At 69.0% G+C, this 25,081-nt stretch carries 28 protein-coding genes and 1 pseudogene; 13 read left to right on the top strand and 16 right to left on the bottom strand.

The window, feature by feature from the left end; all coding sequences use genetic code 11:
* Positions 1 to 35: 35 nt before the first annotated feature.
* The 4 genes from PYR72_RS34285 to PYR72_RS34270 all read left to right on the top strand — a co-directional run bounded on the left by PYR72_RS34285 (position 36) and on the right by PYR72_RS34270 (position 3,091).
* Entirely contained in the window at positions 36 to 581 is a 546-nt protein-coding gene (locus tag PYR72_RS34285; RefSeq protein WP_275458889.1) for a hypothetical protein, read from the top strand.
* A gap of 48 nt (positions 582 to 629) precedes the next feature.
* Positions 630 to 1,466 carry a winged helix-turn-helix transcriptional regulator gene (locus PYR72_RS34280; RefSeq protein WP_275458888.1) on the top strand — a complete coding sequence of 279 codons (837 nt, stop codon included), beginning with the start codon at positions 630 to 632 and terminating at the stop codon, positions 1,464 to 1,466.
* Positions 1,467 to 1,586: 120 nt separating this feature from the next.
* Positions 1,587 to 2,531, top strand: coding sequence for a DUF317 domain-containing protein (locus PYR72_RS34275; protein WP_275458887.1), 945 nt, complete (start codon positions 1,587 to 1,589; stop codon positions 2,529 to 2,531).
* Positions 2,532 to 2,602: 71 nt separating this feature from the next.
* Positions 2,603 to 3,091 carry a hypothetical protein gene (locus PYR72_RS34270; protein WP_275458886.1) on the top strand — a complete coding sequence of 163 codons (489 nt, stop codon included), beginning with the start codon at positions 2,603 to 2,605 and terminating at the stop codon, positions 3,089 to 3,091.
* Between the two features lie 4 nt (positions 3,092 to 3,095).
* Here the strand turns inward: PYR72_RS34270 and PYR72_RS34265 are convergent, their stop codons facing one another.
* Positions 3,096 to 3,362 carry a hypothetical protein gene (locus PYR72_RS34265; protein WP_275458885.1) on the bottom strand — a complete coding sequence of 89 codons (267 nt, stop codon included), beginning with the start codon at positions 3,360 to 3,362 and terminating at the stop codon, positions 3,096 to 3,098.
* A gap of 220 nt (positions 3,363 to 3,582) precedes the next feature.
* On the opposite strand from PYR72_RS34265, the gene PYR72_RS34260 reads away from it, so the two are divergent.
* From PYR72_RS34260 to PYR72_RS34240, 5 genes are all read left to right on the top strand, one after another.
* Complete coding sequence (locus PYR72_RS34260) at positions 3,583 to 3,939, top strand: DUF317 domain-containing protein (protein ID WP_275458884.1); 357 nt, start codon at positions 3,583 to 3,585, stop codon at positions 3,937 to 3,939.
* A 353-nt stretch (positions 3,940 to 4,292) separates the two neighbouring features.
* Positions 4,293 to 4,505, top strand: a complete 213-nt coding sequence (locus tag PYR72_RS34255; RefSeq protein WP_275458883.1) for a hypothetical protein — start codon at positions 4,293 to 4,295, stop codon at positions 4,503 to 4,505.
* Between the two features lie 103 nt (positions 4,506 to 4,608).
* Positions 4,609 to 4,926 carry an esterase gene (locus PYR72_RS34250; protein WP_275458882.1) on the top strand — a complete coding sequence of 106 codons (318 nt, stop codon included), beginning with the start codon at positions 4,609 to 4,611 and terminating at the stop codon, positions 4,924 to 4,926.
* Positions 4,927 to 5,126: 200 nt separating this feature from the next.
* Complete coding sequence (locus tag PYR72_RS34245; RefSeq protein WP_275458881.1) at positions 5,127 to 5,360, top strand: hypothetical protein; 234 nt, start codon at positions 5,127 to 5,129, stop codon at positions 5,358 to 5,360.
* Positions 5,361 to 6,044: 684 nt separating this feature from the next.
* Positions 6,045 to 7,412: a NucA/NucB deoxyribonuclease domain-containing protein gene (locus PYR72_RS34240; protein ID WP_275458880.1), complete on the top strand. Its 1,368-nt coding sequence runs from the start codon at positions 6,045 to 6,047 to the stop codon at positions 7,410 to 7,412.
* A 52-nt stretch (positions 7,413 to 7,464) separates the two neighbouring features.
* Here PYR72_RS34240 and PYR72_RS34235 read toward each other — a convergent pair whose 3' ends face one another.
* From PYR72_RS34235 to PYR72_RS34225, 3 genes and pseudogenes are all read right to left on the bottom strand, one after another.
* Complete coding sequence (locus PYR72_RS34235) at positions 7,465 to 7,923, bottom strand: hypothetical protein (protein ID WP_275458879.1); 459 nt, start codon at positions 7,921 to 7,923, stop codon at positions 7,465 to 7,467.
* Between the two features lie 288 nt (positions 7,924 to 8,211).
* Positions 8,212 to 8,607 carry a hypothetical protein gene (locus PYR72_RS34230; protein ID WP_275458878.1) on the bottom strand — a complete coding sequence of 132 codons (396 nt, stop codon included), beginning with the start codon at positions 8,605 to 8,607 and terminating at the stop codon, positions 8,212 to 8,214.
* A gap of 114 nt (positions 8,608 to 8,721) precedes the next feature.
* Positions 8,722 to 9,021 (bottom strand): annotated as a pseudogene (locus PYR72_RS34225) (mobilization protein); the annotation flags it as partial.
* Positions 9,022 to 9,197: 176 nt separating this feature from the next.
* Between PYR72_RS34225 and istA the strand changes: the two are divergent.
* Positions 9,198 to 10,736, top strand: a complete 1,539-nt coding sequence (gene istA / locus PYR72_RS34220) for an IS21 family transposase (RefSeq protein ID WP_275454083.1) — start codon at positions 9,198 to 9,200, stop codon at positions 10,734 to 10,736.
* Complete coding sequence (istB, locus tag PYR72_RS34215; protein WP_137311230.1) at positions 10,736 to 11,527, top strand: IS21-like element helper ATPase IstB; 792 nt, start codon at positions 10,736 to 10,738, stop codon at positions 11,525 to 11,527. The genes istA and istB overlap by 1 nt, the downstream gene beginning before the upstream one ends.
* On the opposite strand, the gene PYR72_RS34210 is transcribed toward istB, so the two are convergent.
* The 8 genes from PYR72_RS34210 to PYR72_RS34175 all read right to left on the bottom strand — a co-directional run bounded on the left by PYR72_RS34210 (position 11,520) and on the right by PYR72_RS34175 (position 17,846).
* On the bottom strand, positions 11,520 to 13,070 hold the full coding sequence (locus tag PYR72_RS34210) for a mobilization protein (protein WP_275458877.1): 1,551 nt from the start codon (positions 13,068 to 13,070) through the stop codon (positions 11,520 to 11,522). The two genes, istB and PYR72_RS34210, sit on opposite strands and share 8 nt — an antisense overlap.
* Positions 13,070 to 13,528 (bottom strand): plasmid mobilization relaxosome protein MobC, encoded by a 459-nt coding sequence (mobC, locus tag PYR72_RS34205; RefSeq protein WP_275458876.1) that lies wholly within the window; start codon positions 13,526 to 13,528, stop codon positions 13,070 to 13,072. Before mobC ends, PYR72_RS34210 begins: the two co-directional genes overlap by 1 nt.
* Before the next feature lie 203 nt (positions 13,529 to 13,731).
* A complete protein-coding gene (locus PYR72_RS34200) occupies positions 13,732 to 13,956 on the bottom strand; it encodes a hypothetical protein (protein WP_275458875.1) in 225 nt (74 codons plus the stop codon).
* A 102-nt stretch (positions 13,957 to 14,058) separates the two neighbouring features.
* Positions 14,059 to 15,126 (bottom strand): DUF2637 domain-containing protein, encoded by a 1,068-nt coding sequence (locus PYR72_RS34195; RefSeq protein ID WP_275458874.1) that lies wholly within the window; start codon positions 15,124 to 15,126, stop codon positions 14,059 to 14,061.
* Positions 15,123 to 15,689, bottom strand: a complete 567-nt coding sequence (locus tag PYR72_RS34190) for a WhiB family transcriptional regulator (RefSeq protein ID WP_275458873.1) — start codon at positions 15,687 to 15,689, stop codon at positions 15,123 to 15,125. The genes PYR72_RS34195 and PYR72_RS34190 overlap by 4 nt, the downstream gene beginning before the upstream one ends.
* Before the next feature lie 117 nt (positions 15,690 to 15,806).
* Positions 15,807 to 16,514: an ATP-binding protein gene (locus PYR72_RS34185; protein ID WP_275458872.1), complete on the bottom strand. Its 708-nt coding sequence runs from the start codon at positions 16,512 to 16,514 to the stop codon at positions 15,807 to 15,809.
* Complete coding sequence (locus tag PYR72_RS34180; RefSeq protein ID WP_275458871.1) at positions 16,514 to 17,524, bottom strand: hypothetical protein; 1,011 nt, start codon at positions 17,522 to 17,524, stop codon at positions 16,514 to 16,516. Before PYR72_RS34180 ends, PYR72_RS34185 begins: the two co-directional genes overlap by 1 nt.
* 1 nt (position 17,525) lies before the next feature.
* Entirely contained in the window at positions 17,526 to 17,846 is a 321-nt protein-coding gene (locus PYR72_RS34175; protein WP_275458870.1) for a transcriptional regulator, read from the bottom strand.
* 413 nt (positions 17,847 to 18,259) lie between these two features.
* Between PYR72_RS34175 and PYR72_RS34170 the strand changes: the two genes are divergently transcribed.
* Entirely contained in the window at positions 18,260 to 19,159 is a 900-nt protein-coding gene (locus PYR72_RS34170) for a helix-turn-helix transcriptional regulator (RefSeq protein ID WP_275458869.1), read from the top strand.
* 42 nt (positions 19,160 to 19,201) lie between these two features.
* On the opposite strand, the gene PYR72_RS34165 is transcribed toward PYR72_RS34170, so the two are convergent.
* From PYR72_RS34165 to PYR72_RS34155, 3 genes are read right to left on the bottom strand one after another with little or no spacing between them, the layout of a single operon-like run.
* Positions 19,202 to 20,398 carry an amidohydrolase family protein gene (locus PYR72_RS34165; protein ID WP_275458868.1) on the bottom strand — a complete coding sequence of 399 codons (1,197 nt, stop codon included), beginning with the start codon at positions 20,396 to 20,398 and terminating at the stop codon, positions 19,202 to 19,204.
* Between the two features lie 27 nt (positions 20,399 to 20,425).
* Positions 20,426 to 21,541: an MAB_1171c family putative transporter gene (locus tag PYR72_RS34160; protein ID WP_275458867.1), complete on the bottom strand. Its 1,116-nt coding sequence runs from the start codon at positions 21,539 to 21,541 to the stop codon at positions 20,426 to 20,428.
* Between the two features lie 3 nt (positions 21,542 to 21,544).
* Positions 21,545 to 22,078, bottom strand: coding sequence for a hypothetical protein (locus tag PYR72_RS34155; RefSeq protein WP_275458866.1), 534 nt, complete (start codon positions 22,076 to 22,078; stop codon positions 21,545 to 21,547).
* A gap of 798 nt (positions 22,079 to 22,876) precedes the next feature.
* Here PYR72_RS34155 and PYR72_RS34150 point away from each other — a divergent pair.
* Positions 22,877 to 23,710, top strand: coding sequence for a hypothetical protein (locus tag PYR72_RS34150; protein WP_275458865.1), 834 nt, complete (start codon positions 22,877 to 22,879; stop codon positions 23,708 to 23,710).
* A gap of 83 nt (positions 23,711 to 23,793) precedes the next feature.
* Here PYR72_RS34150 and PYR72_RS34145 read toward each other — a convergent pair whose 3' ends face one another.
* Entirely contained in the window at positions 23,794 to 25,071 is a 1,278-nt protein-coding gene (locus tag PYR72_RS34145; RefSeq protein WP_275458864.1) for an MFS transporter, read from the bottom strand.
* Positions 25,072 to 25,081: the final 10 nt, after the last annotated feature.

Raw genomic sequence — 25,081 nt, 5'->3', positions numbered from 1 at the left:
CCACTCCCGCTGAAACTCCCAGGAGGAAGACCCCCATGTCCACCGTGAACCACACCCGCCACCTGGTCGAGCACCGGTACGGCCGCCCGCTGGAGGACCTCCAGCGCCACCATGCGCATGGCGGTTCGGGAGATCCCGTTCTGCCCATCGTGCTGCGGCGGCTCGACGGCCTGGCCACGACGAACGCCCATGCCCGTGCCGCCCGCCGCAATCTCGACGCTGCCTGGCAGCGCTGCCGCTCCGGCGAACTCGCCCTCGACGACCTCGTGCTGCGGTACGCGGCCGAAGTCGTGGACCTCGAACGCCGGGAGCAGTCGGAAGCCGAGGCAGTCTGGGACCTGCTGGACGTCCGCCTCCTCCTGGACCAGCCTGCCGCCCGCTGGCCTTCGACCGCCCGGCGAACCGGCCCCGCGCCGGGTGATGAGGACCTCATAGCCGTTGCCCGCCAGGTCGCCGCCCGTCTGCCCCGGCTCAACCGCGAAGCCCTGCGCCAAGGCCTGCGCGCCCGCGGCATCCACGTCAGCAACCGCCGCCTCGGCACGGTACTCCAGCGTCTCCGCGCCGAGCGCGACCTCCACTGATCCGCACCCCGCCGCCCGATTCCCCTTCGCCCTAACGGAGTTACCGCCATGTCCGCCCCCACACAACCCGCAACCTCCCAGATCGGCTCCGTCGACGCCCAGCTCGTCGAGGACGCACTGTCCCTCATAGCGCCGAAGTGGACCACCTGGTCGGTACAGACCCTGGCCCAGCAGGGCGGCCCCATGCGTGTGCGTGATGTCGCCGCCCGCCTCCCCTTCGTCAGCGAGCAGCTCGTCGGCAAGCGGCTGGCCCAGATGCACAATGACGGGCTGGTGACCCGAGCCGGTGATCGCCACAGTGCCCCGTACCAGCTCAGTGGGTTCGGCAACTCCCTGTCCTCGGTACACCGGGCGCTGTCCGACTGGTCCCACGCGCACCTGCCGCTCGGCAAGGTGGCCGGTGCCGAGCGCGTCGAGGACGCCGTGCGCCGGCTGCACCTTCGCCACTCGACCGCCGTGATCCAGGTGCTCGACGCGGGCGGGCCCATGCGGTTCGTCCACATCGCCGAACAGGCAGGGCTGGACAACAGCTTCACCCGGCAGCGCCTGATCCGGCTTCAGCTCGACGGCCTGGTCACCCGCACCGGACCGCGCCACGGCGATCCGTACGTCCTGACCGCCGCCGGGCGGGCGCTGGGCCCTGTCTACGCAGCCATCGAGCACTGGAGCAACCCCGTCGCCACACCACGTCCCGCCCCTGTCCGAGTCTCGGCGGCCACACGCACCCACACGGGCATCCCGCCGGGGCCGGACGGCATCCGTACCTCAGCGGCCCTGCGGCGGAGCACCGCCGCGCCCAGCTCCCTGTTCAGCCACGCCCCGCAGCCACAACCGCGGGTGCCGGTGGCCGTGGCCGCCCAGTCAGCCTCCTCCCGGGGCCGGTGATCCGGGTGGCGCTGAGAATCAGCCGCTTCACGCCGTTGCCACGGCGCCCCCGTGCAGTCCAGCCGTTCGTTCCTCCGCGCACGCGGGCGCGTTCCCCTCCCACCCCTCGGAGTCCCGACCGTGAACACCCAGCCCTACGACCAGCATCCCTATCAAGAGGTACTGGTCAGCCCCATGTACCTGGCCGGCTCCAACGGGACCGGGGACGCCGGCTTCGCCCCTGTCAGTCACTGGCCGCACCACCATCTCGACGAGGGCCCCTGCCAGCTCCTCGTCACCTCGCCCGACCAGCGAATACGGATCGGCTGGTTCGGCGACGACTTCGAACTGTGGAAGATCACCGCCGCCGAGGACGCCCTCTCCGCACCCCGCTGGACGGCAACCTTCAACCACGTCACCCCGGCCGAGATCGTCGCCGGGCTCACCAGCGCTCTGGCCCGCGACCACGCCGAAGCCGAGACCACCGAAGGCAACGCGCGCTTCCTGACGAGCCCGTCGTTGTACTGGGCTGCTGCCGTCCGGCCGCTGACCGATGCCGGCTGGACCCGCGACGGGGCGGCCGAGCGCGGCACTGTCGAGATCATCGCCCCCGACGGACAAGCAGGCGTCCTGATCGACAACCGCCTCTCTGACAGGGACGACGAAACCGTCAGGCTGTGGGCCGGTCCTCCGGGCTGGGGCACGCGCGCGGAAGCGGTCTTCACAGCCCGCACCCCGACCCACCTGGTCGCGGCGACCGCAGCCGCCATGTCGGACTCAGCCCCGGCGATTCGTGAGCGGCACCAGATCAACCGCAAGGTGGAGCACCTGGTCACGCTGGCCCCAGTCGGCCAAGCCGCCGACCCTCAGATCTCTCGTGCTCCGACCCCACTCGAGGTGCGCCGCACCGCTGTCGCCCAGGCCGTCCACCGCGCCGCACGCGCCCCGCAGACAGCAGCCGACCTCCGCGTGGTGGCCGCTCGCAGTCGCACCGCGACTTCGGCACAGAACCTGTCGGGCAACCCCGCACACGCAGCCGCGGCCAGGCCGCCGGCCAGCCCGTCGGCCCCACGGCACAGCCGCTGACTCCCGCCCCCGGCCCCTCCGAGACGTCGCCTCTGACCGAAGCAGCACCTCCGAATACCGGGAGTACCTCCATGCCCGACGCCACCGCACTCGACCAGGCCGACGCGATGATCGAGAAAGCCTGGGGCCGCCCCATCGAGGCGCTGGAAACCCTCGCGGTTCGCCGCCCCGTCGAGGACCCTCTCCTCCGCTCGGCGATGCATATCCGTTCGAGCCTCGTCGTCTCGAACAACGCGGTCGCCGTCCACCAGGACCGCCTGCACGCCCTCACCCGGACCGGTCATGTGCCGGCCTTCCACGACCTGGAGCGGATCACCAGCTCGGCGGTGGACCTGCGCGTCGCGCAGGCCGAGAGCCGCATCGCGCTGCAGGCGATCAGCCACGTGATCGAGGCCCGCGAAGCCGCCGTGGTCGCGGACCGGGCACCGTCGCCCAGGCTGGCCCAGGCCGCTGTCGCCCGCTCCGCGCACGCGCCGCGCGCCTTGGGCCAACCACCGGACCAGCCCGCCCCGTCGGCCGCTGTCCGCCCCACGGTGGCCACGACCGGGCCCGGACGGTAACCGGTCAGCGGAAGTCTTCGTCGCGACGGGCCGCGCCGAACCGGGAGCCCATCGCGCGGGCCAGCTCCACCAACGTCAGCTCGACGCGCCGCCCGTCCGCGATCCGACGCTCCACCACGACTTCCCCGCCACGCTGTCTCCCGGCCTGGATGCCCACGGCCCACTGCCCGTCGGCCACCATCGCTATGTCGCCCACTGTCCACGGCCGCCCGGCGCCACGGATCTTGCGCTCCAGCCCGGCACCGTCCCAGTGTCTGCTCGACTCCGCCACGGCCTGCCCCTTCTGCTCCGTACGGCCCCGCGCCGCAACCCGGTTACGACAACCGGTCGCGCCGATCCATTCCCCGGCCCGCAGGCCTCCTCCCCCCCTCGGCGGCCAGTTCGCCCACGGCAGACCTCACCTTCCCGGAAACGACTACGTACTTCGGCACACCGCATGTCAACGTACGGACGTCGGGAAAACCCGCAGGTCAACGAAGGGACGCCCACTCTTGAACGCCTCCAGCACCCTCCTGCCAGCCGTCGTCCGCCCCGCCGTGGAGGAACGCGCCTGGCTCTCCAGCGACCACTGCGCGAGCCCGGTCCTCGAACTGCTCGGCGGGCTCGGCTGGGCGATCGTCGACACCCCGGAGGCCAACGTGCACTGCACCAGCCCGGACGGCCGCGTCTACGTCGGCTGGCTCCCCGAGGACACCACCGCCTGGAAGCGCGGCATCGTCTGGCAGGTCCGGGTCCACCCATCCGACGCCGAGCCCTGGATCCAGGAGTTCGGCCCCGGCACCCCTTCCGAGGCCGTGGCCGGTTTCCTCGCCGCGCTCATCGCCGCACTTCCCCGGACCTCTCAGTAACGACCGCCAGACCGCACCGCGCTGTCGTCCGGCCCGACCTCGCGAAGGAGTCATCGTGGCCCGCATGCTCGGCGCGACCCGCCCCAACTACCGCCGGACCTGCCGATACGCACGGAAAGGCTGCACTTGCTACCTCTACCCCTCCACCATCGGATCGAAGGCGAAGGTCCTGCGCCGCCGCGCACAACGGCACGCAGAGAAGCGACGACTCCGCACCTTCTGACCTCGTCAGAAAGCTCCCCAACAGCGCAGACCCGTCGCACATGTACACGGCGACCTGCTCCGCCCCGACGCCTGGTGACCATCCACCAGCCGCACCGCTTCACCCTCCATATCGCTCTCGGAGATCTCCCATGCCCCACTGCCTGACCGTCGGCCACCTGCTCCGCCAATTTCAGAACCTCGACCCCGACCTGCCGGTCCGCCTGGCCGTCAACCCCGACTGGCCCTTCGCCCACTACGTCGGCACCGACGTCGTCGTGGGCGACGGCATGGCGTTCATCGCCGAAAACGGCCAAGAGGGCTACCTCCCGGCATCGGTCCGCAACACCCTCGCCTGGGCCTGACCCTCCGTACGGACCTGTCCAGGAGGCCCCGATCTCACCGCGACCCCAACCTTCCACCGCACACCCGCTGCACGCCCTCGCCGTGCGGCCCATGCCGCCGGGAGTGCGCGGCGCACTGGTCCAGCGTGTCTCCGCCCTCCCGGAGGGACCGCTCGACGTCTCCTGGCTCCCGGCGGGCACTCCTGAACTCCCGCTCGGCCGTATCCGCCTGCACTGGGAGCCCGCCTCCCGCGCGGGCTGGGACGTCACCGCCCACCTCGGCCTGGCCACCACCGAGGTCCTCCTCGCCTCCTGGCCCGCCGCCCCCGACGACTGGCCGCGCCTGGTGCGCCCCACCATCCACGAGGTGACCGGCCTGTGCGCCGCCCTCACGGTCGCCACCGTCGCCCTGGACCTCTCCAACCGCCTCGCCGAAGTCTGACCGCAACCGCGGAAGGCCGCCCCGCGCCGAGAGACGGCCGTTGGGGCGGCCGACGACCGACAGCCTGGGAAGTACCGAAGGTCGCCGCCCACCCGGGCATCAGCGTCCGCCCGCAGCCGCAGGAGTCGGTGCGGTCCGCCGGAGTCCGACGGCACCGCCTCCTGCTGAACGGCAGTCGGTCCCGCCCATAGGCTGCGGCCATGACGTCCGACTCACCGATGCCGTCCCCGCCGTTCCCCTCGCCCGACAGCGCCGTCCTCCGGCTGATTGTCGGCAACGCCATCGCGTCGGTCCGCAGCGGCGAGGCGTCGGTGGAAGAGGCGATCCTCCACGCAGCCGTCCACGGCTGGTACGAGGGCCATGTCCAGGGCGAGGACGAGTGCCCCGGCTGCGGCTTCCGGGGCGGGCTGCCCAAGCACGGCAACCGCGGCTGACTACCCGCGTGCCCAGTAGCTCCACCAGCATCTCGGGAGCAACCCGGCATTGAGGGTGCGAAATCACTGCCACCGGTGGGGCGGCTGTCCCAGCAAGAGGCGGCCCAGGCGCGGCGGATGGCGCTACCGATGGTGATGACGACATCCGCGAGGTCGAAGAAGGCGTTGACGGCGCTGGGGCGCAGTTCATGACAACGTCTCAACCGGTTGACGGCGTTCTACCAGGCATGGGCCGCTCCGCGAGGCGGCCTTGGGCGGCCTGGACGAGGGCCTTCTCTCCCTTGTGCGTGATCTGACCCCGTAGTCCGCGTGGTCGTTGGTGTTGCGGATCCGGCCCGAGCCGTTGCCGGGCGAAGGTCGTCCAGCAGGGACGTACAGCGGCGGGTCGTTGCAGTCGGCTCCGGCCAGGACCGGGCACAGCGGGATTCCGTAACCGTCCATCGTACCCGCGCGAGGGTGCCCGCTCCCGAAGATGCGGGCTGCTGCTTGCGGCCCGTGTTCCGTCAGCCACGCCACGGTGCGCAGTTGCCTCAAATCGCCTTGATTAGCGCGTGTGTTCGATGAGAGTGTGGCGCTCCCGGGTGGGCCTGAGCCCCTGGGGACTGTCGTCATCCATTGCTGCGCGCCGGACGAGTCTCCGTGCCGACTGTTCCACGGGGGTGTTGCGGTGTGCGGCCTCATCAGGTGAACGGGGACTATGAAGTGACGTTTCGTCGAACCTTTTCCGTCACTGCGGCGATCGGTGTTCTGGCGGCTGCTGTTCTGCCGGTGGCGTCACCGGCTGCCGCCGCGTCGCACAGCAGAGAAATGCACACGAGTGTCCTGCCGGTGGGAACGCGGCTTCCCTCGCTGTCCGATCTCCAGCGGGCGGGGGGTAGAGACCTGCTCGTCAAGGAGCGTGCAGCGTTCACTGGTTCCGAGCATGCGCCGGAGGTTGTCGGTCCGGCGGCCACGTACGGCCGCGTCAGCAACCAGCGCTCCGCGGTGGCGGATCCACCGGTGACCTATCCCGAGCCCGCCCGCACGATGACGCCACAGGAATGCATCAAGGGATTGGGCACGGACAAGAAGTTCTTCTTCAAGTCGCGTTTCGCCTCCTGCTCCGGCGCGGTGTTCTTCACCGTGTGGTCGCAGAACGGCCGCCCCGTGGGCGAGACTCAGTTCGTCTACCTGTCGGTCGGGACGATAGCGAAGGACAGCCGCGACGTACGCATCACCCAGTACTTCACCAAGATGCAGAAGACCGGTGCCGTGCCGACGTCGGCCATGATGATCAAGCCGTCGGTGAAAATACCCCAGGTGTGGCCGAAGACCGCGAAGGTCACCCAGACCGGTACCGTGCCCGGGGCTCGGAGCTTCGATGTCATCGCCGCTCAGCAGCCCGCAGGATTCACGCGCGTCCTGAAGGCCGCCCCAGGACAGGGGTCCAAGCCCGCCGACGCCGTCGCCTCCGTCTTCGAAGCGTCGGCTGTGATCACCCCGCCTCCCGGCTACACGGCGGCAGGCGAACTGAGCGGAACGCTGTTCTTCCTGCCGCCACGGTGGGACAAAGCCTCGTATCTCCCCAAGTCCGCACAGGGCGGTGCGGTTTTCACCTATCTCGTCCCGCTGGTCTACAGCACCAAGGCAGGCTCTCCGGAGAAGGCGGTCGCCGACCACATAAAGACCGCGTTCACCAAACCGGGCAGCACGAAGCCGACCAAGGCCGGCAAGAAGGTGCCGGGGTCGAGCGCGCAGTCTCCTCTGCACCGGCTCTACCACGACAACGCACGACGCAAGAAGAACCGATCGACCGCGGTGAGCGCGTGCAAGAAGGCGTTCGGCAAGGACTACGCCAAGGGCGGGAAGGAGTGCGACGAGTACCCCTTCGCCACCACCTACGAGGGCTGCGCCCAGAACACGTACGAGCCTTCCGCGCCGAAGAACAACTTCTCAGTCCGGCCCCTGGCGAAGAAGGACAACGGTAACGCCGGCAACCTTCTCGGCCAGTTCATGACGCTCAACCGCATACTCGACGGCGACGACGACGGCTTCTACGTCACCATCAAGTAGCGGAGCGAGTGCCAGACAAGGCCCTGGGGGCGTACGCCCCCAGGGCCGGTTCTCATGCCGACCGGGGCCAGAACTGCACGAGGTAGCGCTCGACGCCCTCGGCGATCCCTTCCTCCTCGATCACGCGAACCACCTCGTCGCGGCCGGAGCAGTAGACCCGCACATGCCAGTCCCGATCGGAAGCCCCCAGTTCGATCACATCCTCGATCGGGCCGTACGCCACCGCCCACACCTGCAGGGTGCCCGTCGCGGACCGCACAGTGGTCTCGGCCTGTCGGTCCCACACGCGACTTGTGTCAACGGGCGGTTCACCGTCCCAGACCTGGGCCGTCATCGCTGGCGTGTGAGTATGACCAGCACTCTCGATATCGACCCGCCCAGGGTGAGCGGTCAAGAACACGCCGTCGTCCATGACGCGACCACCTGGATACGCAACCTGGGCAGACTCCTCGTCCTGGAGGCACATCCCGTGGAAATCCACCTCGGGTTCGAGTTCCTGTTCCTTCACCATCCGGGGCCCGGACATAGCACTCCTATGCATCCGTAGTCAGGCACTCACACCGGCTGATGCCGCGCCTCGTACTGGTCCTTCCGCGTGACAGCGTGCAGTGAACACCGGCTACCGGCGAACCCGGCGCGTACCTGATCGAGCTCTCTACAGACGGGGAGTACAGGTAGCACATGCCGATCCGCTGCGCTGCTGCCCTTTCAGCACGTCCTGTCGGGCTCGCTGGCGGAGGGCCGACAGCATGGTGCGAAGGCAGCGTTCCGCCGTTGATGTGGGGAGCCCAGCGCTGCTCTACTCCAGGTAGGTGCCGGCGAAAGCACCGTCGAAACCGAGTGCGATCAGGCCCTGCTCGACGCTGGGGTAGGTCGTCCCGTCCGGGATGGCGACCATGGCGTCGAAGTCGGCGCGGCTGATCTCCCCTTCGAGCCACTGGTTGCCGCAGCGGCAGCGGACCCAGACATTGCGGCCGTGGTTGATGAGCAGCCAGTCGCGCCGGGCCCGGCAGGCCGAACACAGCACGGGGATGCCGCGCAGGGACAGCTCCGGCGAGTGGCTGAGGCAGCGCGTCGCGCCGGGTCCGCTGGGCGGCTGTGTCTCGTACTGGAGTTGCAGCAGGGGATCACTTCCGGCGGGGGCGGCGGGCAGGACGGGGGCCGTCTCTACGTGGTGGTCGGTCGTTCTGAGCACGAGCGTCGTCTCCCGGTCGAGGGCCTTCTCTTCATCCGTAACAGCCGGTGGAGCGGGTTGTCCAGGTGTTTCGCGCAGTCCGGCAGGACGGTGGCGGGCCTGCCGGACTGCTGGTCAGCGGCGCGGCGGGCGGCTGTGCGGGTCCGGTGCGGCGGGCCCCGGCGAGGCCGGGGGCGCGGTCCGGACGCTGGCCGGGTTGGCGGGAGGCGTGGCGCGACCGGTGCTGGCCTGCGGGCGTGGAGTCGCTTCGCCCGGGTGTGCGGGGAGCTGGGCGAGGCGGCGCAGTCGCCAGACCAGGACGTCGTTCACGTCTTCGGCCGTGTCGAGTTCGCGCATGGCGATGGCCTCCTTCAGGAGGGCTTTCGGGTCGTGGCCTGTCTGCTCGGCCTGAGCCAGGGTGGCGGCCAGGGCGTCGTTCTTCGTGCTCGTGCCGGGTCGGGTGCGGTTCTCGGGCAGGACTGACGGCGGCCATGACAAGCTCCCCATAGGCGGTCATTTACCGCCCCACTGATGGCCACGGGATTCCCCACGTACGGCCAGATATCTCCCCGCTCGCATTGGACGCATCCCGCTCAGCGAGGCTCGGGCGGGTGAAGAACAGCAGGGAGATCATGGAGATCCTTGAGGCGTACGACCTCACGGGCAGTTACCGCGCTGCGGCCGAACTGACCGGCGTCGACCACCACACGGTGGCCCGCTATGTGAAGATGCGGGCCGCCGGCCAGCACCCGGACCAGCGCCGTCACCGGGCCCGCGCGATCGACGACTATCTGCCGAAGATCGAGGAACTGGTGGTCCGCTCGCACGGCAAGATCCGCGCGGACGTGGTGCACAAGAGGATCGTCGCGATGGGCTTCACCGGCGGGGAACGCACCACCCGCCGCACCGTTGCCGAGGCGAAAGCCCAGTTCAGGGCTGGTCGGCGGCGGGTCTATCGACCGTGGGTGACCGAGCCGGGGCTGTGGATTCAGTACGACTTCGGCGACGGACCGACCATCGCCGGCCGCAAGACCATTTTGTGGTGCGCCTGGCTGGCCTGGTCCCGCTTCCGCATCGTGATCCCGATCTGGGACAAGACGCTGCCGACGGTCACCTCGTGTCTGGACGCGACGTTCCGCCGGATCGGCGGGGTGCCGGCCTACGTCCTGACGGACAACGAGAAGACGGTCACCACCGACCACGTTGCCGGGATCGCCGTCCGCAACCCGGAGATCGTCGAGGTCGCCCGGCACTACGGCACGACCATACGCACCTGCCTGCCCGCGGACCCAGAGACGAAGGGCGGTTCCGAGGCGACGGTCCGGATCGCGAAGGCCGACCTGGTGCCGAAGGACGTCAACCTGCGCGACCACTACAAGACCTTCGGCGAGCTGGAGGCGGCCTGCCGCGCGTTCTGCGACGAGGTCAACTCCCGCACCCACCGGGCGACTCGGCGCAAGCCCATCGAGCGGCTCGCCGAGGAACGACAGCGGCTGCACCCACTGCCGAGGAGGCCGTTCACCGCCGCGTTCGGCACCACCCGGCGGGTGAACTGGGAGTCCACTATCTCGGTCGAAGGGGTCCGCTACTCGGTTCCGCACGAACTGATCGACAACCGGGTCTGGGCCCGGTTCCACGGCGACGAGCTGATCGTCACCGCGGTCGGCGAGGACGGCTCGGCCCTCGAGGCCGCCCGCCACCGCCGCGGGCAGCCGGGCACCCCGGTCCTGGACGACGCCCACTACCCGCCGCGGGAGAACAAGGACAACGACCGCACCCCGAAGGCCACTTCGGCTGAGGAGGCTGCCTTCCTCCAGCTCGGTCCCGGGGCCGCGTCCTGGCTGGTTGAAGCCGGGGCCAGCGGGGTCCGCCGCATCAAGGCGAAGATGGCCGAGGCCGTCGCCCTGTCCAAGCTCTACTCGGTGGCCGAGGTCGACCGAGCCCTGGGCACCGCCGCGGTCACCGGCCGGTTCGCGGACAAGGACCTGCTGTCCATCGTCGACTACCAGGCCACCCGCGAGCACACCGAACCCGTCCGCCGCAGCGAGGAACACTCCCTGCAGCCTGGCACCTCCGCCTGGTCCTCTTTCGGCCTGCCCGCCCAGCCCGCCTCCGACGTCTCCGAGCACGACGAAAGCGATCCCGCCTGATGGCCACCCCACTTCGCACCGTTCCCGGCACCAACGGCGACCCGCTCGCCGAGGCCATCGAGCTGACCCGGCGGCTCAAACTCCCGCACCTGCGTCGGGTATTGGCCGACCTGATCCCCACCGCCAAGGCCCAACGCTGGGACCCGGCCGAGGTCGTCCGCGTCCTGCTGGCCGAGGAGGCCGCCGGCCGCGACCGGGCCAACCTCCACACCCGCCGCAAGCGGGCCGGCTTCCCCACCGGCAAGACCTTCGGCGACTGGGACGAGACCAAGTCCGCCATCCCCCGCCCCACCCAGGACGCCCTCAAGTCCCTGGAATGGATCGGCCGGCGGGAGAACTTCTGCATCTGCGGGCCCTCCGGCACCGGCAAGAGCCACTTCACCGAGGCCCTCGGCCAGACCGCCATCGAGGCCGGGCTGACCGTCTCCTGGTTCACCATCGAGGACCTCGGAGCCCTGGTCCGTCGGCACCGCGCGGACGACTCGATCGCCCGAGCCCTCGCGAAGATCATCCGCTCGGACCTGATCATCGTCGACGACATCGGCCTCCTGCCGGTCTCGCCGGACGCTGCCGAAGGCTTCTACCGCCTGGTCGATGCCGCCTACGAACGCCGGTCGGTCGCCGTCAGCAGCAACCTTCACCCCTCCGGATTCGACGAGATCATGCCCAAGACCCTGGCCACCGCGACGGTCGACCGGCTCATGCACCACGCTCACATCGTCGTCACTCAGGGTGACAGTTACCGGCTCACCCAGGCCACCAGCGGACAGGGGGTGAAGCCCTTCAGCTGACCCGACCGACCCGAGGGCGGGGAATTATCTGGCCGCCACCGGGGACATCTCGATGGCCGCCAGCGGGGCGAACTTCTGGCCGCCTACGGGGAGAACGAAATGGCCGTTGACACAGGACGGTGCGGATGGTGGTCTCGTAGGCGCGGCGCTGGGCTTCCGGCAAGGCTCGTCCCTGGTCGCGCAGGGCCTGCATGGGTGCGGCTGCGGCCTGGCGGTAGGCGGCGCGAAGGTGCTCGGCGGCCTGTCGGGAGGCTTCGGCCTGCTGGGCGTGACCGCGTGCGGAGTGCCAGCGTGCTGCGGCCAGCGCCACCAGGACGAGGGTGGAGACGAGCATGGCGGTGGTGCCGCCGTCTTCTCCTCGGCCCAGCGCGCCTCCGGCCTGGATGATGCCCCGGGCCGCCGAGCGGATCGCCCGGGTGTCGGCGCGTTCGGCTCGGACGTGGCTGCGGGTGGCGCGTTCGAAGGAGCGGGCGGCGGCGCCGAGTTCGGCGCGGGTGGCGGCCGGGGAGGTCTGGGCGACGGCGTCCAGGAGTTCGCCGACTCCGACGAGTTGGGCTGCGGCTTCGTCGTCGTCGCTGTCCAGGAGGATCGCGGCGCGCTCGGCGATCCCGGTGGCGGTGCGTCGCCCCCGTGCGGGCGGCGACCAGTCCGAGCGGACGCTGTCGGCTTCCGGCAGCGGGCCCGTCTCGGGGGTTCCGTCGGCAAGGCGGCGCTGGATCCTGGGATAGGAGAGGTCGGGGGCCAGGGTCGAGCCCGCGAACCAGACCGGCTCGCGGTCGCGGTTGCGGTCCCCGGGCAGCGCGACCGTGTAGCCGAGGACGTCACCGGAGGGGGCGTGCCGGAGCTTGACGCGCAGGCCCGCCTCGCGAAGGCGGGTGAAGAACTCGGCCTCGCTGGCAGCTCCGGCGACGGCCTGACGGACGGCTTCGCGCAGCGTCTCGCGCGGTGTCTCGGGTCGGCCGACCCGCTCGGCTTTGAAGCGCTCGGCGCTGGTGGGCGTCTTGGCTCCGGTGCCGTCGCCGGGCCTGAGCCGACGCAGGCCCATCTCCTGTTCGATGCGACGGCATTCGGCCTGGGCCTTCTTGAAGTCGTAGTTCATCCTCGGGCGGCGCAGGTCGCCTCGGACCATGGTGGCGAGGATGTGGATGTGGTCGTCGGCGTGGCGTACCGCGACCCAGCGGCAGCCGTCGGGATCGCCCTTGGGGGCGAGGTTGACGGCGTGGACCAGGCGGCGGGCGACGGTGTTCCACTCGTCGTCGGTCAGGGTCCGGTCTCCGGGGTCGGTACGGACCGAGCAGTGCCAGACGTGCTGGGCCGGGGCCTTGTCGCCGGCCTGTTTGACCCGCAGGTCCAGGGCGGCGGCGAGCCGGGCCAGGGTGACCTTGGGATCGGGGTCGGGGCTCGTGTCGCGACCGGGGTCGGGGGCGAAGCCGTCCCAACTGCCGACGAGGTGGGGGTCGGTGTGCTCGTCGCGCTTGCCGGGGCCGTACAGGTAGACGAGCAAGCCGTGGGTGCGCGAGCCGCGTCGGATCTTGGGGACCATCAGAGGCGCTTCTTCACCAGGGTGTCGGCCGCGTCGTCCACGCGGGTCAGGAGGCGGTTCACGGTCGTCAGGGCGCGGTCGAGTTCGCCGGGGAGGGGCTGTCCTCCGGCGTTGTAGACGAAGGCGATCTGGTTGATGTTGTTGCCGACACGGGAGATGGCGGTGCGCAAGGCGGCCAGCTCGTCGATGACGGTGTCGAGCTGTTCGTTGGTGTGCACGGTGGTCGAACCGCGGGCGACGGCGAGGCCTGCGGCGGCGAGGAAGCGGGCGACGGTGACGGCGCGCTGCTTGGCGGCGGCAGTGATCTCGGTCTTCTCGGTGTCGGACAGGCGGGTGGTCGTCTTGTGGGTGCGCTGGCTCGGGTTGCGGGTGCGGCGGCGTGGCTTGCGGTCGGGGAACGCGGGTTGGCTCAGGCTCTGCTGCTCGCGCGGGGCGCGGTCGTCTGCTTCTCCTTCCACGACTGGCGCCCCCTGGTGCCGGGAGTCCGGCTGGTCACCGTGCGCCCTCGCTCGGGGACCAGCCGGACTTCCCCCGCTCCCCTGGGCGGGGGCAAGTGCGTACGACGGGCCGTAGGACCGTCGTATGCGACAACTTGCTCCGCCTGGAGCCGAGTTGGGGTCACGCCGCGGTCCGGACGTGGTGGCCGCCGTGTCGTTGGCGGTCACCGGCCCGTCTCCGCGTCCTGCTGGTGGATGTCGCGGACGATGTCCTCGATCCAGTCCATGGCCAGGACCGGGTGGTGCAGAGTCCAGGGGTGGCTGTGTCGGCACCGTTGCACGGTCCAGGTGCTGTCGGGACCGGATTCGGCGCGGTGGAGGTGGCCGCGCTGGTGCAGGACGGTCAGCCAGGTGTCCACCTCGGCGGGTGTCGCGGGTTTCGTGCGCATGGCGGTGCTCTCCGGTTCACGGGAGGACGTCGTGGGGCGGGCTGTCCGGGGCGTGTGACCGGCCGAGGTGCCCGGCTCGGTCACCGCCCCATGGGTGTGCGGTCAGTTCCGGGGGGTGGTGACCGACTGGCCGTGCTGCTGACGCAGCTGGACCATCAGGGCGGTCAGCGTGTCGCTGGAGAGCGGGATCTGCTGACCGCGGATCGCCTGGGCGACCACCTTGCGGGTCAGTTTGTCCTCGGCCCTGACCGCTGACCGGGCGATCTCCAGCAGCTCCTCGGTGTCCGGGTCAGGTCGCCGGCCACCGGTTGCCCGGGGAGTGCCGTCGGTGACCGGTGGCGGAGTGACCGGCCGGTCAGTCGCCGACGGGAGGTTGTCCGGGTGGCCGTTGACCGGCTCGGTGACGGTCTGTCGGTCACTGACCGCCGAGGTGATGTCCGGCTGTCCACCCAGGTCAGCAGCCTTGGGCTCCTGGCCACGCTGGCTGCTGACCGGGCTGCCGCTGTCCGCCGGGGCGCTGTCCCCGGCCAGTGTCCGGGCATCCGAGGTCTGCTTGTCCAGGGACGGGCGGCGCCGGTCGGTCAAGGCGGTGGCCGGCTGTCCGCCGCTGACCTGACCGACCGGCGGTTGCTGGCGGCCGGCCCGGTCAGTCCGAGTGACCGCGATGCGCCCGGACTGACCGGGGTGACCGGCCTGAGCGAGGTCATCGCGGTCACTTCGGTCACTGGCCTTGACCGGCCCTCGGGAGATGAGGATGTACAGGTGCACCGCTCCGGCCAGGGCTAGCGGGGCGATGGTGGACAGCACCGCGACCACCGTGTCTCCGAGCCGCAGCCCGGTGGCCGAGGTGTTCTCTTCGTTGAGCCTGACCGCGTGCAGCGCGTTGGCCCAGATGCTGGCGGCGGTGGCCGTGCCGAAGAGGGTCCAGACGTAGAGCCGGGCGCGCAGCGGTGCGTCGCGCAGGACCAGCAGAGCGCGGATGCCGTACGCGATGAACCCGTCGATCACCAGGGGGAAGAGGTAGGTCAGCAGCCCCCGGACGTGGATGGCGACGGCCATCTGCTGCAGGGCGTCGTACGACAGGGCGCATCCCGCACCACCGAGGGCGATGACGACCGCGCGGTCCCACCCGGTGACATGCGCCGTGCTCGGCGCGCTCGCGATGCTCACGCCGCCGTCCCGAAGTCCTCGCGGCCCAGCTGCTTGCCGTCGGTCTCAGGGGGAGGGGTGTTCTGCGTCGTCTGCTCCAGGTCTCGGTTGCGCAGGGCTCGGCGGGTTTCGCGGTACAGCTTCTGGGCGTGCTCCTCGCTGATCTTCAGGAGCCAGGCCAGGCGCTGTTCGGTGAGGCCGTGGCGGTAGGCGGCACGCACGACCGCGCGGCGCTCGGCCTTGGTGAGGTGGACGTCGCGCCCGGCGACGGTGGCGTTGACCCGGCTGTAGTCGAGGCGGCTGGCGATGTTCTCGTGCAGCGGCTCGCGCTCCTCCTCGGTCATCCCGCCCCGTATGCCGTGGGTGTCGCCGCCTTCCAGGGCGGCGTCCAGGCAGGTGCGGCGGACCGGGCACTGGCCACACAGCGACTTCGCTGCGGCGATCTTGGCGGTCTCGTCGGGCTCGGGGAAGAACATGTCGGGGTCCACCGGGTTGTACTCGGTGCTCTGGCAGACGGCCTGGTCCTGCCAGGTGTGGTCACCGAGCGACCGGTGGCGGGCAGGGCTGATCGTCGTGGTGGTCATGCGGGTTGCTCCGATCGCTCTCCGCGCGCAGGGGCGTCGGCGGAGGGGTGCGCTGGGTCGGGAGGTGCATGGGGCGGCGCGCTGGAGGCGCGGCCCGGCGGTACGGCCGGCGGTGGGTCAGGCGGCGGGGTGGTGGCGTCTGCGGTCGACCGGCTCGAACTCGACCCGGGTGGTCATCTGCGCGAGTCGGGAGGTGACCCGGTCGCCGAGGTAGGCCCGGAGGTCCTTGATCGCCAGGTTGGTGGTGATCAGCGTCGGGAGCATGTGGTTGTACCGGCGGTTGATCAGCCGGTACGTCACTTCCTCGACCCACTCGGACGCCTTGGCCGCGCCGAGGTCGTCGATGATCAGCAGCGGGCACCGGCTGACGGCCGCCAGCTCCCGCTCGCTGTCGGCTCCTGGGCGGGGGCGAAGGTCCGCGTACAGGTCGGCGGCGGTGGTCGCGCGCCAGCGCACGCCCACACCGGTCTGCACCAGCCGTCGGACCGCGCCGTACGCCTGGTGGGTCTTGCCCGCGCCGACCACCCCGGCCATCAGCAGACTCGGGCCGGTGGTGACCTGCCGCCGGGCTCCCAGGCTGGGCGCGACGGCCTGCTGGGCGACGTCCCGGACCCAGTCCAGGACCTGCGGATGGTCGGCGACCGCGCCCTGGTAGCGCGGGGGCATCGCGGCCAGCAGGGCATCCAGCGGGCAGAAGGACTCGGGCTCGTCGACCAGAGCGGCGACGGCTGCCGGGTCGATGTTGCGGGCGGCCAGGATCCGGGCCATCCGGTCCAGGGTGCCTGCGCCGCCGAGAGTCTGCGGGTCGCGGGTACGGGTGCGCATCACAGCTCCTCGGCGTAGGCGGCGGCAGCGTCGACCGGGTTGGTCCACGCCTGGTGAGCGGGCACGTTAGGCCGGTTTCCCGGCCGCGCCAAACCGGCCGCTCGTGCGTTCATGGCGTCGTTGACCAGGCTCGGCAGGCGGCTGGGGTGGCCCTGGATCTCCGCGAAGCGCTTCAGTCCGGCGCGGACGTGCTCCGGGGCGATCCCCTCGCCGAGGAGCTTCTTGGCGATGCGGCCGAGGTGTCCGATCACGTCGCTGGGCGGACGCTCGTCGCACGCGGCGACGTACTCGCCGATCAGGTCGTTGACCGAGACGGTGGTGGCGGGCGCTGTGCGCCCCGTAGGGAATGAAGATCCAGGATCCAAGATCCTTGATCCAGGCGCCGAGCCCTCTCCGAGGCTTCGGGGAGGCTTCGGGGAGCCCTCGGCGAATGCCTCCCGACCTGCGGTTTTCCTGTCACCGCGATCAGGGGCGCCGACGAGGCCGACCGCGGGGTCCTGCCGGGCGGCCGGGGCCCCGCTTCGGGGCGTGGGAGGCGTCGAAACGGGTGGATCGAGGGTTCGGGGAGCGTTCGGCGAAGTCTCGGCGAGTCCTCGGGTAGGGGTGGGCGACGCTTCGGGGTGTCGGGTGCAGGTCCCCTTGCAGGGACCGCACCGGGCTGCCGCGTGGTGCTGCGGGCAGGAGGGCAGTCGGGACTGGCTGGCCTTGTCGATCTTCTGGTGCTCGGACCAGGTCACGACATGGAGGTAGCGGCGGCCGTCGCAGCCGGTGTACCGGCAGAGCAGGCCGGCGTTGGCAAGCTGCTGGAGGTCGTCCTCGACGTGGACCGACGTGTGCTCGGCGCGCAGGGGCCAGAGCAGCCCCGCGATGATCGCGGCGTTGTCCCGATGGCGACCGTGGTCGTCGGCCTGGGTGAGGAGGCCGAAGAACGTCCGCTCCGCCTCGACGCTCACCTCGGCGAGCGACTCGGAGAAGAACGCCTCCGGCTTGATGGTCCGGATCCGTGCCATGTCAGCGGCCCCGACCGACGAGGGCGCTGCGGGTGAGGGTCGCGGTGGTGAGGTCGAAGGTGTGAGGGCGGGTCCAGTTCACGTCCGGCCAGACCCGCATGATCCAGCGTGCCGCGACCCTGGCGGTCGTCCGGCTCAGCTCGACCGTTGCCCCACCCGCGTCCTTGGCGACGGTGTGCGGGTGGGGCCACGTCTGCGCGGGGTCGGTGAGGCTGACGCGGATGGTGGCCACCCCGGGGATCATGTCGGCGAGCTGGGCCGCGAGGCGCTGCTGGCGGGCCGTGTCCGGGCATGCCCGGGTTTCGCTCGGCAGGGCGAGCATGTGATACTCCGTTGTTCGTAGGAGTGCGGTGCGGCGGTTCTCGTGCAAAAGCCCCGCTGCCCGCGAGATGTGAATCGGCGCCTTCGGGGTGCCGGCCCGGCGTCCAGGAGTTGGTAGCTCCCGGGCGCCGGGGCAGTTTTCCGGGCTTACCCTGCCCGGTCGATCTGCCCGTCTCGAATACGTGCCTCCTTCTGGCCGTCGCTCCCCAGGCGGGCTGCCCGGCGAGCGACGACGAACATATGCGCAGGTCGCGCCAAGATCCAGTCCTATCCAGAGGCGCCACAGAGAGGCCGAAGGCAAAGATCGAGCAGGGGTGCGGAGGACCCCGTCTTTCGCTAGGCTGAAGCTATTCCGACTCAACGAAAAAGTCAACGCATCGACGTTCCTTCGGTTTGACGAAAAACGAGGTTGAGATGTCTGCTCGCCACTTCGACCGACATCGTGTGCGCACGGTGCGGCGAGCTGCCGAGATCTCGCAGGCCGAGGTGGCTGCGGCCCTCGGCGTGGCCGACTCGACGGTCGCCGGCTGGGAATCCGGGGACGCGGTCCCCGACGCGGAGAAGCTGCCCGCGCTGGCCCGCGTCCTCAACCGAGGGCTGGACGGGCTCTTTCCGCGTACCGGACTGCCTGATCTGACGGACCTGCGGTGCGATGCCAGCTACTACCAGTACGAAACGGCATCTCTGATCGGAACCAAGAGCGCCGGTCCGGTGGCGGGAGCCGAACGCGGGGAGCGGCGACTCAAGGACAAGTACGTCCCGGCCCTGGCGGCGGCGTACCAGGTGAGCGAGGAAGAGCTGCGGCGGGCAGAGGACCGTTCGATCGCCAAGGCCCAGGAGACACAAGCCCGCCAGTCCGCCGAGGATGGTGGCACCGTCCCGGTCTCCTCGGGGCCACCCGGCACGCTGGGCGAGAAGATCACTCTGATCCTGGAGCGCTCGTACCCCGGGCAGCAGGGGCCGCCGACGGACCCGGAGATCGCCGACGCCGTCAATGCTCATGCCGGGTCGAAGGTCATCACCGGGGAGGGCGTCCGGGATCTCCGGACCGGCGTCGCGGAAACGGCTTCGCCTGTCGTTCTTGAGGGCCTGGCCGCCTTCTTCGGCGTGTCCCCGATGTACTTCCAGCCGGACGATGCCGTGGCCCGTCAGGTCTACGAGGGCCTCCGGCTCCTGTCAGCGTCGAGGAGCGGGGCCGTGGGCAGGGTCAGGGGTCGAGGGACGGGCTCCCAGGGATTGCCGGCGAACGTCATGGAATTCGTCAACGACCTGGTCACGGAGCTGGAGCAGAGAGAACCGGAGGCGAACGAGTAGCACCCTGTCCGGGACTCCGAAGAGCCCCGGACGCGTTGTCACCTACGGCTGTGCGGTCGTCTCGCGCGGCTCGTGCCGCCGCCCTGCGGCCACCACCGTCCGGATCGCCTTCAACGCAGCGAGATCTTCAAGGGGATCTCCGTCGACCACCAGCAGGTCCGCCCGGAACCCGGGAGCGATTCGCCCCGTCGTATCACCGAGCCCCAGCGCGTCGGCCGCGTCGGCGGTCGCCATATCGAGGATCTTGCTGTTCGGCAGACCCAGGTGCGCGTAGAACGACAGGGCAGGCACCAGTCCGTCGAACCCCGTGCGCTGGACTCCGGCGTCGGTTCCGGCGATGAGCTTGGCTCCGGCCTCCGCCATCTGCCGCACGAGGTCGAACATGGCAGCCGCCCGCTCCTCGCCGAAGAAGCGGGGGAGCATCTGCCAGTGAGGGCTGACGGCAGGGCAGACGGCGATCCCCCGGTCGATGATCTGCTTCAGGACGTCCTGACGAAGGTCGAAGCCGTCGTTCGTCATCCACGTGCAGTGCTCGATCGTGTCGACACCTGCTGCCACGGCCGCGACGATGCCGTCCGTGCCGTGCGCATGGGCTGCCACCGGCACTCCGGCCTGATGGGCCTCGTCCACCAGGGCCTGGAGTTCCTCCAGGGTGAACTGGCTCTGCCAGCTCTTCGGCCCGTCCTTGGTCAGGCCGCCTCCGGTGACCATCGCCTTGATCACCCCGGCGCCCGCCGAGATGTTGTACCGCACGAGGTCACGGACCTCAGCCACACCGGAAACCTCACCTCCGAGGAAGTGGCAGTGCCCGCCGGGAGGCGTCGCGGGCGTACCCGCGGACACGATCCGCGGGCCCAGCCTGCCACCACGGGCGATCTCCTCGTCCAAGCGCAGGGCAAGGCCGTCACGGTCTCCCAGGTCACGGACCGTCGTCACACCGCTGCGCAGGAGCTGCTCCGCGCGAAGCCGCATGTCACTCAGCAGGGTCTCGTCGCTGGACGCCTGGAGCACGGCCACGGGGTCCGCGCCTCCGTCGAACGCGAGGTGGACGTGGGCGTCGATGAGACCGGGCACGATCGTTCCCGTGGGGAACGCGAGCCGCTCCACATCCGTGCCGACCCGCTCCGCGAGCTGCGAGCGTGGTCCCACCGCCGTGATCGAGTCTCCCTCGACGAGGATGGCGCCGTCGTCCAGGTACTTCCCGGATCCGACAAGAACCCGTCCTGCGGTGATCAGCATCTGGTCTCTCCTTGATCTTCGGTGCGGTCAGGCAGACAAGCGCAGCGCGTCCGACACGGCAATCAGCTGACGAACGTCCGCTTCTCGGTTGTCCTCCTCGGGCACTGCCAGCCGTACCGCCGGACGGGGGACGAGCGTGCCCTTCCCCATCGTGTCCACAGCGCGCCGAAGGCGGTCCGCCAATACGGCCGGAGGGAGAGCGAGCACTTCGATGTCCTCCGACGCGTCGACCAGGTGCGGGCTGACATCGACCAGTCCGTCACGGCACTCCACTATCCGTCGGTGGTAGCGACGGTGCACACCGCGCGCCCGCCACCGGTCCCACAGCCCGGACGAAGCGGGCCGCAGCACGTTCTCGGGGTACGCCTCGGCGAGCAGCTGCCACAGCGGAGCCAGCCGACGGTGGTTACGGCGACGCCGCAGCCAGAGCCGCGCCGAAGTGACCCTCGCGCGGGCCCCCGGGTAGGTGACGCCCACGAAGAAGAGCAGGATGGACACCACGAGCAGGAACGCGACACCTGCCATGAGCGGCTGTGGCACGGTCCCGCCGCTCCACCGGATGGCGACGAAGACCGCTCGGACCGCGCAGGCCACCGCCATCGCACTGAGGCCGACGGCGGCCATCCACAGGCCCGTGGCGTGCGGTCGCCGTGACATTCGGGCATAGCGTCGGGTCCAGCGGCCGGCAGCACCGAGGGCGTACATGAGGTACAGGCCGGCGCCGCCGTAGAAGAAGGCGATCTGGGGAATCGTCATGTCCGCCGTGCTGAAGGAACCGGCGAACACGTCGTGCGGGACCGACAGCGCGGCGACCGTGATCGCCAATGCCACGGCCGTCACGAGGAGGGCTTCCCGTCTGGCGCGGAGCCGACCGGCCTGCCCGTCGGCCGAGTACAGGTAGAAGCACATCAGGAAGTAGACCGTCAGCAGGAGCAGCACGTTCTGTATCAGCTTCGCGGTGCCGTGTCCGGCCACGGTGTCGACTCCCGAGGCGCCGCCGGGCATGGCCAGCGGATACGACAGCGCGGCGCTCAGCAGGCACAACGTGACGGAACGAAGCGGCGCGTCATGAGGCGCTCGGGACCACTGGTACAGCTTCCAGACGACCGCGACCGCGAGGCCCAGGAGGATCACTTCGGTCACGGGTCAGAGCCACCCTCGCCGGTCGCCCAGCGCCGCCTGAACCCGTCGGACCGAGGGGTCCTCAGAGAGCGGGGTGACGTGGTCGAGCACCGACGACCACTCCAGGACGATCGTGGCCGCGAGTTCGACGGCGCACTCTTCCCCGTCGTCGTACGAGCACCGGCGGGCCACACGCCGGATCAGGGCGGGATCAAGCACCGGGATCATCGTGGCCCAGCCTTCGACGAAGTCGTCCGGAGCTTCCTGCTCCTCCTCGACCGGCTCGTCCTCGGCCACGATGATGTGGAACACCTCGTGCAGGATGATGTGGTCCTGATGCAGAGGAGTCGTTTCCTGCTGGTAGAGGACCACGTCCATCTGTGGTGTGTCGACCCACAGCCCCGATGGTCCGGGTTTCTCCAGCGGGAAGGGCCGCAGGACGATCGGGCGTCCACGCCTCTCGCCGAGTGCACGACAGAGTTCCTTCACGTCCAGCGGCGGCTGGATACCGAGGCTCTGGAGCTCGCGCCGTAGTCGGCGGTGCAGGTCTCGCTCCACCGTTCGCTTCTGAGCCGTGCGCCACCGCCCCAACCGCCGGCGGCTCGCTCCGCCCAGCGCGGACAACTTGGGCTGAGCCGCATCGCGGTCACTTCTTCCAGGCCACATCGGTGATCCCTCCGTACCAGCCGCGGATGGCTCCGAGACAGAGCCGAGCGACGGCCGCGCCCGTTTCGACGATGTCCAGTCCCCGCCACACCGACGCAACCGAAGTGATCACGGGCATCGAGAGCAGTTCGTCATGCCGCGAACGCCCCGAACCGTGGACCACACGGGTGCGCACACCCCAGACCCACCTGCTACCGAACGTCGCTGGCGTGAACGATCGATGACAGATCGCAAAGCACCTGCGGCGGGCTTTGGGAACTGCATCGGAGGCTACGCGAAGCCCACATGAGGACCTGGCCGAAAGCGACCCATGGAGCCGCACCAACAACGACCCAACAAATCACACCAAATTGACTCACCTGGCCGTAGATCATGCTTTTGAGCTGGCAATTCACGTACGCGACGCGTCCACGCCAAGCGGACCGGGAAGCATCACCTTCGTTATCAATCCGAGATGTTTTTACCGTTCCCAAATCGCGTAACTAGCCTCATACAGCATCGAAATACCCAGCTCGCACGACAGACAACAGCTGTGGCCATGCCCACTTTCAGCCAGTCGGTGCGTGATTCGCCGCTGGGATCATGAGACGTCAGCCTCTACGACACCACGCTAGGTCAATAGCATAAGCTGTCCTGCCACTTTGCGTTTACACAACAACGTACGAATTCCTCATTAGGGGGCGCAGATAAATGGACGAAATCAATCGGTCCAACCTTACGCGCATTGCAGTGAACCCAGAGGTCCCAGATGAGACACGTCTAGCAATCCGTAACCTGTCACCAGAGGAACTAATGACACTGTCTGTCACCGCGAAGCGGCCTGCCGCCTGTTCCACATTCCTCAAAGAAGCAAAGGGGAATTCTCAAACGTATGTACGGTTTGGGGTGCTGGGCCTACTCGTCGGGATTGCAAGCTGGGTCATTAATTCAATCTCGAGCATTTCCGATGCAGCGACCTCCGTTCTTATTGGTATCTCTTTTGGCCTCGGTGTTGGCACTAATTTGATACTCGCCGTATCCGATCTCCGCAGAACCCTCAGAAGGCTTCGTCCGATTTCGTTGCTGCAGTCTCACCGGGACGACTTCATCCTCCCGGCCCCACTAACATCGGCCGCAGTAAAACTTGTTGGGAATATGCAGCATGCGACGGACTCCATCCGGGGGGAGCTGGGCAGTGCACTAAGTGACACAACCGCTCGAAGCATTTCTAAAAAGGAATGGGAAATTGCGAGCCTGCTTGCTGCGTACAGCGGGGTCGTAACGAAGGGATACTGCCATAACCCGACCATGAGTGGCGAAATTAAAGAAGTCGATGAGGCACTTCAATACATTGCGCACCAAGTCGCGCAACTTGAGCTTTTCGTTGAATATTTGGAGCGCCGTATCGACTCGCACGGAAAGGGCAAAGGCCCCGAAAAGGACTCCATCGCCGATGCCTTCGATAATTTCAACACCAGCTGGGCGCAAGCTGAAGATATTCATCGCTTTCACGCAAAACTCTTGAAGTCTGCCGACTTATGCTGATCCGAAGCAGTAGCTGCTGGCCCGTTGATCTCTGTCCTTCAACTGGGCCGATGACGCCACAGAGATGGCGCCGACACTGTCGACTACAGGGTGTCCGCGCGGCGTAGTCCGCGGATCGGCCGTATGGTCAACAAAGCGATGCACACGACAAGCACCATGGCACCGCTTATCACCAGCATCGTGCGGGTACCGACGAGAGCGGCTGCCGGTCCCGCCAGTGTTTGACCGACAGGCACCATGATGATCGCGCCGGCTGCCTCAAATGCCTTGGTGCGGCCGAGGACGGGCCGAGGGACGTGCGTTTGTACGCTCGTCTCCCACATCACGCTCCAACAGCCCACACCCGCGCCGGAGAGCACGGCTCCCGCAGAAATCACCTCGGCGGGGAGTTGCAGGCCCACAGCCGTAGGAAAGCAGACGAGGCCGAGCATCGCGACGGATCCGACCAGCAGTGGCCGCGTGGGCCGGATTCGCATCGCTATCAAGGCACCCAGCGCGGTACCGCCGCCAAGAGCCGCGTTGATAAAGCCGTATGTCCGCGCGTCGTACGCTGAGATCAGCTCGCTGGATGTAAGAGGAATAAGGGGGCCCCACACCGTCAGCATAAGGACCATCCAGAGAACGATAGTTGCCCACATCCACGGCCGTGCCCGGAACTCCCTCCACCCCTCGACGAGAGCGATGCGATATGCGCTGGTCGTAAAAGTCTCGTGACGCCCCCGCACCGGCAGACGCAGCAGCAGCAGGCAGACCGCGCTGATGATGTAGGTGCACGCCTGGGCGGTGAAAACCAGAGCGGCCGAGGCGACCGCAACTAGTACGCCTGCCACTGCTGGTCCCGCGAGGAGGGCGAGCGACTCGGCTGTGCGTATGGCGCCGTTCGCAGCTTGGACATCTTCCGCCACGGCTGGCACGGTGCGCGCCACGCCCGGCTCAAATAGCCCGGCCGCGATGCCACTGAGAGCCATGACTGCGGCGAGTTGCCATAGCACCAAGTGCCCGCTGAAGAACATAACCGCCACTGCTGCCTGAGTAGCGGTAGTCACGACATTGGCGCTGGTCATCAGCAGCCGGTTATCAAAGCGGTCAGAAAGGACACCGGCGAAGATAATGAATCCGGCGAAGCAGACGAAGTGTGCAGCCAGCATTAGGCCCACCTCACTCGCCCCCATGCCTTGCTGAAGTAATCCTGCAGAGAGCGCGACGGGTAGCATCGCCTCGCCTAACTTGCCGGCGCCCCTAGCCACAAAGAAAAGCAGAAAGTTGCGGGAGCGCAGTCCACGGTCTGTGGAAGGCTCTGAGGGATTGTCGCTGTGACTGGCAGGAACGAGGGGTGAGCGATCTGCGGGCTGTTGGGACATGTGCATCTTC

This window comes from Streptomyces sp. VNUA24, from assembly GCF_029167005.1.
GTDB lineage: Bacteria > Actinomycetota > Actinomycetes > Streptomycetales > Streptomycetaceae > Streptomyces > Streptomyces scabiei.
This window is presented reverse-complemented; position numbering and strand designations above follow the sequence as displayed.